Raw genomic sequence first — 11,511 nt, forward strand, 5'->3', positions numbered from 1 at the left:
CGTGCTCGACATCGACTTGGAGTCGTCATGCGCCGCCAGATCCTCCGTACCGCCGTCACGGCCGCCGCTCTCGGTGCCGCGGTCCTCGCGCCCGTCGCCACCGCTTTCGCGGCCGACGGTCCCGCCCCGGCCGCCGCCTCCGCGGCAGGCGAGGAGGCCGGCACCGCGACGCTGCTGGACGGGCTGACCGGCAAGATCTACAAGCAGGGCGAGCACACCTATCACGCCGCCGTCTACCGCGGCGACACCCTGCTGGGCGCGCTCCGGGTGACCAGCGACTCCGGCGCGATCGTCAAGGACTACCGCGTCTACGGGACGGTCCGCGTCATCCTGTCCTCCGACGGCACCCTGACCTCCCAGCGCGCGCAGGCCGGTGACCCGGCCGGTGAGCCGGCGGGCACGTACCGGCTCGAAGGTGGCCTGACCGCCCGGGTCTTCGAGATGAACGGGACCCTGTTCGACGCCACGGTCCACGCCCAGAACGGCACCCTGCTCGGCAAGCTGCACGCCGGCACCGGCTCCGGCGCCCACCCGACGGACACCAAGGTCTTCCACGGAGTGCGGGTCACTCTGCACTCCGACGGCAAGGTCACCAGCGAGCCCGCTGACGCGGGCGGCGACGCCAAGGGCACCCTCGTACGGACCGAGACGCTGTCCGACGGGTCGCTCCTCAAGATCTACCAGCTCTCGATGAACCACTACCGGGCCGAGAACATCGTCGACGGCAGCGTCATCGGCACCCTCGACGCCGACGGCCGCGCCGTCGCCGGACAGCACAACGGCCTCTACATGGTGCTCACCCCGGACGGCACCACCTACCACTGGACCGGGAACACCGTCACGGGCGGCAAGCTGGGCAGGTACAAGCTGCCCAACGGCAAGATCGTCGAGCTGCTGCACAAGAACGGCGTCTACGGCCTGGACGCCTTCCGGGACGGCCACTCGCTCGGCATCCTGTGGGCCGACGGCGACGAGTCGGTGATCGGCCAGGACGACGTCACCGTCGTCGTGCTGAACCCCGACGGCTCCTTCAGCAACTACATCATCGGCCGGAAGCAGCAGGGCCCGGCGGTGTTCATCGGCGACGAGAAGGAGGACGGCGGCCAGGACGCCGGCAAGTCCGGCTCCGGCACCGGACAGGGCACCACGCCGGCCGGCGACGTCCGGACCACGACCGCCCAGACCACCGTCGTGCCGCGGGGTGCCGTCGCCGCCGGCGCGGAGCTGTCCACGGACGGCTCCACGGGTGACGGCGACACCGTGCTCGTCGCCTCCGGCGCGGGGGCCGCCGCGCTCGCCGCCGCGGGCCTCGGCTTCGTGTTCTTCGTCCGCCGCCGCACCGACTGAGGACGGTGTGCGCCCACGGCCCGGCTCCGGTGCGCCGGAGCCGGGCCGCGGGGCGCCCTGCCCGACGCGTCAGCCACGTCCGACCCGTCAGCCACTCCGGACGCGGCGGACACGACACGGTGGCCCGTCCGTTCCGTCCCCCCCCCAGGAAGGCACATGTCCCCCCGACGAACCGCCGCGGCGCTGTTCACCCTCCTCGCCGCCGCCACGCTGCTCGGATGCGGCAGCGATCACGAGGAACCGCCGGCCACCCCGCCCGCCCACGTCCGGCCCACCACCGCCGCACCTGCCTCCCCTGCGGAGACCGTCCGGCCGATGGCCGCGGCGAAGCCCGTCCGGGTGCGCATCCCCGCCGCCGGAGTCGACACCGGGCCCGTCCTGGAGCTCGGTCTGGCCGCCGACGGCACCGTCGAGGTGCCCCCGGCGGAGCAGGCCGACCGCATCGGCTGGTACGACAAGGGCGTGACACCCGGTGAGACCGGACCCGCCGTCCTCATCGGCCACTTCGACACCGCGAAGGGCCCGGCCGTGCTGAGGAACGTCGCGCGGATCGAGGCCGGCGACACGATCAGCGTCTCCCGCGCCGACGGAACGACAGCGGACTTCCGCGTCCGCGAGATCGAGCAGGTGGACAAGAAGACGTTCCCCACCGACAAGGTCTACGGGAACACCACGCGCCCCGAGCTGCGCCTGATCACCTGCGGGGGAGACCTCGTGGACGGCCACCGGCCCGACAACATCATCCTTTACGCCGACCTCGTGGCGTGAGGCAGAATCGGGGCCATGACGAGCCCCGATCACCAGTCACCCGCGCCGCAGCCCCCGGAGCCCGAGTTCCCGGACCGGGTGTACCGGTCGTCGATGGCGGTCGCCGGCGGCGTTGCCCTGCTCGCCGTCATGGCATGGCTCGGCATCGACGCGATCGTCAACGGCGACGGGCGTACGCCGTGGCTGGCGCTGGCCGGGATGATCCTCGCGGTGCCGCTGGTGGTGGCCTTCACGCTGCGGCCCGCCGTCTACGCGGGCCAGGACCGGCTGCGGGTGCGCAACCCGTTCCGCGTGATCGTGGTGCCGTGGGGGCAGGTGGCCGGACTGCGCTCCGGGTACTCCAACGAGCTCTTCACCGAGGACGGGCGCAAGTTCCAGCTCTGGTCCGTCCCGGTCTCCCTGCGGGCGCGCAAGCGGGCGGCCCGGCAGGAGGCGCGCGCCACGCAGCAGCGGACCGAGGGGCGGGACGCCCGGGACCCCGCCGGCCACGGGCCCGTCCCGCGGCGCGGCGCCCCGCAGGAAGGGCCCGTGCGCGCGGCCACCGACAAGGTCATGGACGAACTGCGTGAGCTGCAGGAGAGCCGCGCCGGCGCGCCGAGTGCCCAGGGCGAGGTGAGCGTCCGCTGGGCATGGGAGATCCTCGGACCGGCGCTGGCGGGCGCGGTGGTCCTCGTGATCGTCGCCGCCATGGGGTGACCTGGGCGCTCCTGGCCGGACGGCTTCGCCGCCCGGTCCTTTCGCGTTGCCGAGGCCGGTAAGGACACGCCGGGCCGGGCCGGGACCAGTCGGCCACCGCGGTTCGGTCACGCGGTGAGCGCCACGCGTTCTTCCCGCCGCACCTGCCGCCCCCGCTGTAGCCCGCCGCACGGTGCACTCCCGCGCCTGTGGCGCCTCCTGCACGCCGCACCCCCGCGCCCGTGGCGCCTCCCGCACGCTGTGCCTCTGCGCCCGTGGATCATCCCCCGCGCTGCATCCCCGCGCCTGTGGCGCCTCCTGCACGCCGCACCCCCGCGCCCGTGGCGCCTCCCGCACGCTGTGCCTCTGCGCCCGTGGATCATCCCCCGCGCTGCATCCCCGCGCCTGTGGCTCCTCCCGCACGCCGCACCCCCGCGCCCGTGGCGCCTCCCGCACGCTGTGCCTCTGCGCCCGTGGATCATCCCCCGCGCTGCATCCCCGTGCCCGTGGCGCCTCCCGCACGCCGCACCCCCGCGCCCGTGCCCCTCGTCCGCGTGCTCGCGCCCGTCCGTCCGGCGGGTGCGGCCGATGTCGGCCCGGCCCTGGCCGTGCTCCGCTCGCCGGTGGCCGCCTGGGCGCGGCAGCGGTGGGGCAGGGGCGGCCGCGAGGGCGTCGGGGTGTCGTCGGGAGCCCGGCAGGCGGTCGCTCGGCGAGGTGGCGGGGGCGGCGCGGGACCCGGCGGCGGCTTCGCAGGCGCCCCCGGCGCCGGGTGGGCAGTCCGGCGTCCCCGGGGGTGGCTTCTGTCCGTGTCCCACAGTGCGGCCGCGCTGCGGCATCACCCGATGAGCCGCCTCCCTCCGGGTGAGGGGGCGGCCCGCCGGGTGACGTCCGGGCCGTCAGATACCCGCGGCGGCGGAGAGGTCCCCCTTGATCGCCGTCAGCAGGTCCGTCGCCTTCGCCCGGGCCGCCGCCAGGTCGGCGTGCGTCCCGACCGGCACGACGACCTCCAGGTAGCACTTGAGCTTGGGCTCGGTGCCGCTGGGGCGGACGATGACGCGGGCCCCGGTGAGGGTGTAGCGCAGGCCGTCGGTGGGCGGCAGGGTCTTCGTACCCCGGGTGAGGTCCTCCGCCTCGGTGATCGTCAGGCCGGCGAGGGACGTCGGCGGCTGCTCGCGCAGGCGGCGCATGGCGTCGGCGATCACCGAGAGGTCCTGGACGCGGACCGAGAGCTGGTCGGTGGCGTGCAGGCCGTGTTCGACGGCGATGTCGTCGAGCAGGTCGAGGAGCGTGCGGTTCTGCTCCTTCAGCTCGGAGGCGAGCTCGGTGATCAGCAGGGCGGCGGTGATGCCGTCCTTGTCGCGCACGCCCTCGGGGTCCACGCAGTAGCCGAGGGCCTCCTCGTAGCCGTAGCGCAGGTCGTCCACGCGGGCGATCCACTTGAAGCCGGTCAGGGTCTCCTCGTAGCCGAGGCCCGCCTTCTCGGCGATGCGGCCGAGGAGGGAGGAGGAGACGATCGACTCCGCGAAGGTGCCCGTCACACCGCGTGCGACGAGGTGGGCGGCGAGCAGGGCGCCGACCTCGTCACCGCGCAGCATGCGCCAGTCGGCGCCGTCCCGGACGGCCACGGCGCACCGGTCGGCGTCGGGGTCGTTGGCGATGACCAGGTCAGGGCCGGTCTCGCGGGCCTTGGCGAAGGCCAGGTCCATCGCACCGGGCTCTTCCGGGTTGGGGAAGGCGACCGTGGGGAATTCGGGGTCCGGTTCGGCCTGCTCGGCGACGAGGACAGGAGCCGGGAAGCCGGCCCGGGCGAAGGCGGCCAGGACGACGTCCTTGCCGACGCCGTGCATGGCCGTGTAGACCGTGCGGGCCGTGCGCGGGGAGGCGGGGGACAGGACCGCGTCCGTGCGGGCGAGGTAGGCGTCCAGGACCGAGTCGTCCAGGGTCTGCCAGCCCTCGGTGGGGCGGTCGACCGTGGTCAGGCTCGGGATCGCGGCGATCTCGGCGGCGATCTCGGCGTCGGCGGGCGGCACGATCTGGGAGCCGTCGCCGAGGTAGACCTTGTAGCCGTTGTCGCGGGGCGGGTTGTGGCTCGCGGTGACCTCCACGCCCGCGACCGCGCCGAGGTGCCTTATGGCGAAGGCGAGCACGGGGGTGGGCAGGGGGCGGGGCAGAACGGCCGCGCGCAGGCCGGCGCCGGTCATCACGGCGGCGGTGTCGCGGGCGAAGTCGGCCGACTTGTGGCGGGCGTCGTAGCCGATGACGACCAGGCCACCGTCCCCGCCCCGCTTCTTCAGATAGGCGGCCAGTCCGGCGGCCGCGCGAATGACGACCGAGCGGTTCATGCGCATCGGGCCGGCGCCCAGTTCGCCCCGCAGGCCGGCGGTGCCGAACTGGAGGGTGCCGGCGAAGCGGGCGGCGAGTTCCGTGACGTCGCCCGCCTCGATCAGCGCGGCGAGCTCGGCGCGGGTCTCGGGGTCCGGGTCCTCGGTGAGCCACGCGTCGGCCCGTGCCATCAGGTCGTCTTGCACGTCGGATCAACCTCTCTGGTGTTCGGTTGTGCGGTGTCCGTCCCCTGGGGCTCCCGCCCCCTGCGACCCCGCCGGGGGCCCGGCCCCCGGCGGGTGCCCGGCGCTACAGGCGGTTCAGGACCTGGGCCAGGAGGGTGCCCATGCGGGCGGCGGAGTCACGACCGGCCTGGAGCACCTCCTCGTGGTTCAGGGGCTCGCCGGTCATACCGGCGGCGAGGTTGGTGACCAGGGAGATGCCGAGCACCTCGGCGCCCGCCTCGCGGGCCGCGATGGCCTCCAGCACGGTCGACATGCCGACGAGGTCGGCGCCGATGACCCGGGCCATCCGGATCTCGGCCGGCGTCTCGTAGTGCGGGCCGGGGAACTGGGCGTAGACGCCCTCCTCCAGCGTCGGGTCGACCTCCTTGCACAGCGCGCGCAGGCGCGGGGAGTAGAGGTCCGTGAGGTCCACGAAGTTCGCGCCCACGATCGGCGACGTCGCCGTGAGGTTGATGTGGTCGCTGATCAGCACGGGCTGGCCGGGGCGCATGCCCTCGCGCAGACCGCCGCAGCCGTTGGTGAGGACCACCGTCTTGCAGCCGGCGGCGGCGGCGGTGCGTACGCCGTGCGCGACGGCGGCGACACCGCGGCCCTCGTAGTAGTGCGTGCGGCCGAGGAAGACCAGGGCGCGCTTGTCACCGATCCGGTACGAGCGGATCTTGCCGCCGTGGCCCGCGACCGCCGGCGGCGGGAAGCCGGGCAGCTCGGTGACCTGGAACTCGGCGTCGGGGGCGCCGAGGGCGTCCACGGCCGGAGCCCAGCCGGAGCCCATCACGAGGGCGACGTCGTGGGTCTCGGCGCCCGTCAGCTCCCGCAGGCGCACGGCGGCGGCGTCGGCGGCGGCACGGGGGTCGCCCTGGATGTCGTCCGGAAGAAGAGAAGCGTTCACGGGTTGAGGGTAGCCCTTTTCCGCCTACGCGCGTAGATGACGGGGCGCACGGGACGGCGATCGTTGTCTTGTCGTTTCCGACGAAGGCCCGGTCGGCCGGGGTGGACGGGGTCCGGTCGGGGCGGCCGGACTCCGTCAGCAGGGCCGCTTGCGCAGCTCCATCACGTAGTCGTGGGGGGCGCCGGCCGACTCCGCCGCGTCGGCGATCTCGCCGAGGTAGCGGGCCGAGGGCAGGCCGCCCTCGTAGCCGTTGAGGACGTACGCCCAGGCGGGCTCCTCACCGTCCAGGGTGTGGACGCGGACCCGGACCCGGCGGTAGACGTCCAGGCCGACGCCCTCCCAGCGGTCCAGCGTCTCCTCGTCCATCGCGGCGATGTCGTACAGCGCGACGAAGACCTGGGACAGCGGGTCCTCGACGATGGTCGCCAGCGCACCGCTCCAGCCCTCGGCGAGGCCCGCGTCGGCGGCGCCCTCCGGGCCGGCCGGGGGAAGCCCCCAGTGCTCGCCGCCGAAGGTCAGCCGCCACCCGTTCAGCCAGCCGGTGGCGCGCAGCGGCGAGTGGGGGGCGCGGCGGGTCATCAGCCGCGCGTCGAGATTGCCGGCGTACGCGGCGTAGAGCGACATGGGGAGAGGGTACGGCAGGCGGCACAGGCGTCACTCCGGTAACGGCCCCGCCGCTCCGCGAGCCCCCGGGCGGTGGCACCGCGACGCGTGCGGGACAATGGAGTACGTGACTCGGATCGTGATCATCGGTGGCGGACCCGGCGGATATGAAGCGGCGCTGGTCGCCGCGCAGCTCGGCGCGGAGGTGACCGTCGTCGACTGCGACGGTCTGGGCGGAGCGTCGGTGCTGACCGACTGCGTGCCGTCGAAGACCCTGATCGCCACGGCCGAGGTGATGACCACCTTCGACTCCTCGTACGAGGAGCTCGGCATCATCGTCGCCGACGACACCCCGCCCCTGGAGCAGTCCGCCCGGGTGGTCGGCGTCGACCTGGGCAAGGTGAACCGGCGTGTGAAGCGCCTCGCGCTCGCCCAGTCGCACGACATCACCGCCTCCGTCACCCGGGCCGGCGCCCGGGTCATGCGCGGCCGGGGCCGGCTGGACGGCGGGCAGTCGCTCGACGGCTCCCGCAAGGTCGTCGTGTCCGTCGCCGACGGCACCGAGGAGACCCTCACCGCCGACGCCGTGCTCATCGCCACCGGCGGCCACCCGCGCGAGCTGCCCGACGCCCAGCCGGACGGCGAGCGCATCCTGAACTGGACCCAGGTGTACGACCTGACCGAGTTGCCCGAGGAACTCATCGTGGTCGGCTCCGGTGTCACCGGCGCCGAGTTCGCCGGCGCCTACCAGGCCCTCGGGTCGCGGGTCACCCTCGTCTCCTCCCGGGACCGCGTGCTGCCCGGCGAGGACCCGGACGCCGCCGCCGTCCTGGAGGACGTCTTCCGCCGCCGCGGCATGAACGTCATGGCCCGCTCCCGCGCCCAGTCCGCCAAGCGGGTCGGCGACCGGGTCGAGGTCACCCTGGCCGACGGCCGGGTCATCACCGGCAGCCACTGCCTCATGGCCGTCGGCGCCATCCCCAACAGCGAGGGCCTCGGCCTGGAGGAGGCCGGCGTCAGGCTCCGCGACTCCGGCCACATCTGGACCGACCGCGTCTCGCGCACCACGGCCCCGAACGTGTACGCGGCAGGTGACGTCACCGGCGTCTTCGCCCTCGCCTCGGTCGCCGCGATGCAGGGACGCATCGCCATGTACCACTTCCTGGGTGACGCGGTGGCCCCGCTGAACCTGAAGACGGTCTCGTCGAACGTTTTCACCGACCCGGAGATCGCCACCGTCGGCTACACCCAGGCCGACGTCGAGGCCGGCAAGATCGACGCCCGGGTGGTGAAGCTGCCGCTGCTGCGCAACCCGCGCGCCAAGATGCAGGGCATCCGGGACGGCTTCGTCAAGATCTTCTGCCGTCCGGGCACCGGGATCGTGGTCGGCGGTGTGGTCGTGGCGCCGCGCGCCTCGGAACTGATCCACCCCATCTCGATCGCCGTCGACAACAATCTGACGGTCGAACAGATCGCGAACGCGTTCACCGTGTACCCGTCCCTGTCGGGCTCGATCGCCGAAGTGGCACGTCAACTGCACACCAGGAAGACCGCTGGGGAGATCTGACCCCCTATACCACTTCCCGCCCCGCTGTGCGAACAATTTCTGTTATTCAGTGCAAACAGCTGAACGCAGTCGGTCGTTGGGGTTACTGTCAGTTTCGTGTTCGCTGCAGAACGTCGCCAATTGATCCTCGAAATGGTGCGGGCGAACGGGGCCGTGTCGCTCCGTGAGCTCGCCCGCGTCGTCCAGACCTCCGAAGTGACCGTACGGCGGGACGTGCGCGCACTGGAGGCAGAAGGACTCCTCGACCGCCGGCACGGCGGTGCGGTACTGCCGGGCGGGTTCACGCGGGAGTCCGGCTTTCCGCAGAAATCGCATCTCGCGACCGCCGAGAAGACGGCCATCGCCGACCTCGCCGCGAACTTCGTGGAGGAGGGGGAGGCCATCGTCGTCGGGGCGGGGACCACCACCCAGGAGCTGGCCCGCCGGCTCGCCCGGGTGCCCGGACTCACCGTCGTCACCAACTCCCTGCTCGTCGCCCAGGCGCTGGCCCACGCGAACCGGGTCGAGGTCGTGATGACCGGCGGCACGCTGCGCGGGTCCAACTACGCCCTCGTCGGCAGCGGCGCCGAACAGTCCCTCCAGGGGCTGCGGGTGTCCCGGGCCTTCATCTCCGGCAGTGGGCTGACCGCCGAGCGCGGGCTGTCCACGTCGAACATGCTCTCCGCGTCCGTCGACCGGGCGCTGGTGCAGGCCGCCGCCGAGGTCGTGGTCCTGGCCGACCACACCAAGCTCGGCACCGACACGATGTTCCAGACGGTGCCGACGGACCTGATCACCCGGCTGGTCACGGACGAGCCGCCGGCCCATGACGACCGGGCCCAGACGGAACTCCAGGCGCTCGCGGACCAGGGCGTGCAGATCGCCGTGGCGGGAGCCTCGGGAAACGGTGAGCCCGCCGGGCGGCAGCAGCGCAGGGACGTGGCCCTGCCCGCGCCGCGCCGGGTGCCCTCGGGGCTGCGGTCGGCGCCGGTGATGGGGGACCCGGGGGCGGGCGCCGAGCGGGCGCGCGTCGCCGACCTGCGGCGGCGGTAGCCGCCGGTTGCCTCCGGCGGTGCGGGGACGCCGCGGATGCGTGGGGTTCGGTCTGCGGGTGCGGGTGCGGGTGCGGGTGCGGGTGCGGGTGCGTGGGTGGCTGGTCGCGCAGTTCCCCGCGCCCCTGGTGCGCAGTTCCCCGCGCCCCTGATGCGCGGTTCCCCGCGCCCCTATGCGCGGTTCCCCGCGCCCCTTGGGACGTGGGCACGGGGAACCTCGGGCGCGCAGGTCAGTCCTTGATCTCGCAGATCGCCGCGCCCGACGTGAGGGAGGCGCCGACCTCGGCCGACAGGCCCTTCACGGTGCCGGCCTTGTGGGCGTTCAGGGGCTGCTCCATCTTCATGGCCTCCAGGACGACGACCAGGTCGCCCTCCTTGACCTCCTGGCCCTCCTCCACGGCCACCTTGACGATGGTGCCCTGCATGGGGGACGTGAGGGTGTCACCGGACGCCACCGGCCCGGACTTCTTCGCCGCGCGACGCTTCGGCTTGGCGCCCGCGGCGAGGCCGGTACGGGCCAGGGTCATGCCCAGCGAGGCCGGGAGGGAGACCTCCAGGCGCTTGCCGCCGACCTCGACGACGACCGTCTCACGGCCCGCGTCCTCGTCCGCCTCGGCGTCGGCGGGGGCGGCGAAGGGCTTGATCTCGTTGACGAACTCGGTCTCGATCCAGCGGGTGAAGATCGTGAACGGGCCCTCCTTGCCGTGCACCTCGGGGGCGAACGCCGGGTCCGTCACGACCGCGCGGTGGAACGGGAGCGCGGTGGCCATGCCCTCGACCTGGAACTCCGCCAGGGCGCGGGCGGCGCGCTGCAGCGCCTGCTGCCGGGTGGCGCCGGTGACGATCAGCTTGGCCAGCAGGGAGTCCCAGGCCGGGCCGATCACGCTGCCGGACTCCACGCCCGCGTCCAGGCGGACGCCCGGACCCGACGGCGGGCTGAAGAGGGTCACGGTGCCGGGGGCGGGCAGGAAGCCCCGGCCCGGGTCCTCGCCGTTGATGCGGAACTCGAACGAGTGACCCCGGATGGCGGGGTCGCCGTAGCCCAGCTCCTCGCCGTCGGCGATGCGGAACATCTCGCGGACCAGGTCGATGCCGGTGACCTCCTCGGTGACCGGGTGCTCCACCTGGAGACGGGTGTTGACCTCCAGGAAGGAGATCGTGCCGTCGTTGCCGACGAGGAACTCGACGGTGCCCGCACCGACGTAGCCGGCCTCCTTGAGGATGGCCTTGGAGGCGCGGTACAGCTCGGCCATCTGCTCGTCGGACAGGAACGGCGCCGGGGCCTCCTCGACCAGCTTCTGGTGGCGGCGCTGCAGCGAGCAGTCGCGCGTCGAGACGACGACCACGTTGCCGTGCTGGTCGGCGAGGCACTGGGTCTCGACGTGGCGCGGCTTGTCGAGGTAGCGCTCGACGAAGCACTCGCCGCGGCCGAAGGCGGCGACCGCCTCGCGGACGGCCGAGTCGTACAGCTCCGGCACCTCGTCGAGGGTGCGGGCGACCTTCAGGCCGCGACCGCCGCCACCGAAGGCGGCCTTGATCGCGATCGGCAGGCCGTGCTCCTCGGCGAAGGCGACGACCTCGTCGGCGCCGGAGACCGGGTCGGGCGTGCCGGCCACCAGCGGGGCACCGGCCCGCTGGGCGATGTGCCGGGCGGCGACCTTGTCGCCGAGGTCCCGGATGGCCTGCGGCGGCGGGCCGATCCAGATCAGACCCGCGTCCAGGACCGCCTGCGCGAACTCGGCGTTCTCCGAGAGGAAGCCGTATCCCGGATGGACGGCGTCCGCACCGGACTCACGGGCGGCGTTGAGCACCTTCCCGATGTCGAGATAGCTGGTCGCCGGGGTGTCACCGCCCAGGGCGAACGCCTCATCCGCGGCGCGGACATGCAGAGCGTCCCGGTCCGGGTCGGCGTAGACGGCAACGCTCGCGATACCGGCATCCCGGCAGGCCCGGGCCACGCGGACAGCGATTTCGCCACGGTTGGCGATGAGCACCTTGCGCACGATTGAGGCTCCCTCCTTGAAACAAGCCGAGTTTAGGGACTGCCGACACGGCACCACGAGG

Annotated in this window: 9 protein-coding genes; 5 read left to right on the top strand and 4 right to left on the bottom strand. The window is 73.4% G+C overall.

All coding sequences use genetic code 11. The features are described 5' to 3' along the window. The first annotated feature begins 27 nt into the window (after positions 1 to 27). From ACSLTV_RS20885 to ACSLTV_RS20895, 3 genes are all read left to right on the top strand, one after another. Entirely contained in the window at positions 28 to 1,347 is a 1,320-nt protein-coding gene (locus tag ACSLTV_RS20885) for a hypothetical protein (RefSeq protein ID WP_432157047.1), read from the top strand. Positions 1,348 to 1,503: 156 nt separating this feature from the next. After that, the gene (locus tag ACSLTV_RS20890; protein ID WP_432134673.1) at positions 1,504 to 2,115 is read left to right on the top strand and encodes a class F sortase; all 612 of its coding nucleotides are present in this window, start codon (positions 1,504 to 1,506) and stop codon (positions 2,113 to 2,115) included. A gap of 15 nt (positions 2,116 to 2,130) precedes the next feature. After that, positions 2,131 to 2,811 carry a PH domain-containing protein gene (locus ACSLTV_RS20895; RefSeq protein ID WP_432157048.1) on the top strand — a complete coding sequence of 227 codons (681 nt, stop codon included), beginning with the start codon at positions 2,131 to 2,133 and terminating at the stop codon, positions 2,809 to 2,811. 875 nt (positions 2,812 to 3,686) lie between these two features. Here ACSLTV_RS20895 and ACSLTV_RS20900 read toward each other — a convergent pair. The 3 genes from ACSLTV_RS20900 to ACSLTV_RS20910 all read right to left on the bottom strand — a co-directional run bounded on the left by ACSLTV_RS20900 (position 3,687) and on the right by ACSLTV_RS20910 (position 6,870). After that, positions 3,687 to 5,318, bottom strand: coding sequence for a phospho-sugar mutase (locus ACSLTV_RS20900; protein WP_432134675.1), 1,632 nt, complete (start codon positions 5,316 to 5,318; stop codon positions 3,687 to 3,689). Positions 5,319 to 5,421: 103 nt separating this feature from the next. Next, positions 5,422 to 6,246, bottom strand: a complete 825-nt coding sequence (locus tag ACSLTV_RS20905; RefSeq protein ID WP_432134676.1) for a purine-nucleoside phosphorylase — start codon at positions 6,244 to 6,246, stop codon at positions 5,422 to 5,424. 135 nt (positions 6,247 to 6,381) lie between these two features. After that, positions 6,382 to 6,870, bottom strand: a complete 489-nt coding sequence (locus ACSLTV_RS20910) for a gamma-glutamylcyclotransferase (protein WP_432134677.1) — start codon at positions 6,868 to 6,870, stop codon at positions 6,382 to 6,384. Between the two features lie 97 nt (positions 6,871 to 6,967). On the opposite strand from ACSLTV_RS20910, the gene ACSLTV_RS20915 reads away from it, so the two are divergent. Both ACSLTV_RS20915 and ACSLTV_RS20920 read left to right on the top strand, forming a co-directional pair. Beyond that, on the top strand, positions 6,968 to 8,416 hold the full coding sequence (locus ACSLTV_RS20915) for an NAD(P)H-quinone dehydrogenase (RefSeq protein ID WP_432134678.1): 1,449 nt from the start codon (positions 6,968 to 6,970) through the stop codon (positions 8,414 to 8,416). Between the two features lie 96 nt (positions 8,417 to 8,512). After that, positions 8,513 to 9,448 carry a DeoR/GlpR family DNA-binding transcription regulator gene (locus ACSLTV_RS20920; protein ID WP_432134679.1) on the top strand — a complete coding sequence of 312 codons (936 nt, stop codon included), beginning with the start codon at positions 8,513 to 8,515 and terminating at the stop codon, positions 9,446 to 9,448. A gap of 229 nt (positions 9,449 to 9,677) precedes the next feature. Here the strand turns inward: ACSLTV_RS20920 and ACSLTV_RS20925 are convergent, their stop codons facing one another. Further along, positions 9,678 to 11,450: an acetyl/propionyl/methylcrotonyl-CoA carboxylase subunit alpha gene (locus ACSLTV_RS20925; RefSeq protein WP_432134680.1), complete on the bottom strand. Its 1,773-nt coding sequence runs from the start codon at positions 11,448 to 11,450 to the stop codon at positions 9,678 to 9,680. Positions 11,451 to 11,511 lie beyond the last annotated feature (61 nt).

It is taken from the genome of Streptomyces sp. bgisy159 (assembly GCF_965341775.1).
GTDB lineage: Bacteria > Actinomycetota > Actinomycetes > Streptomycetales > Streptomycetaceae > Streptomyces.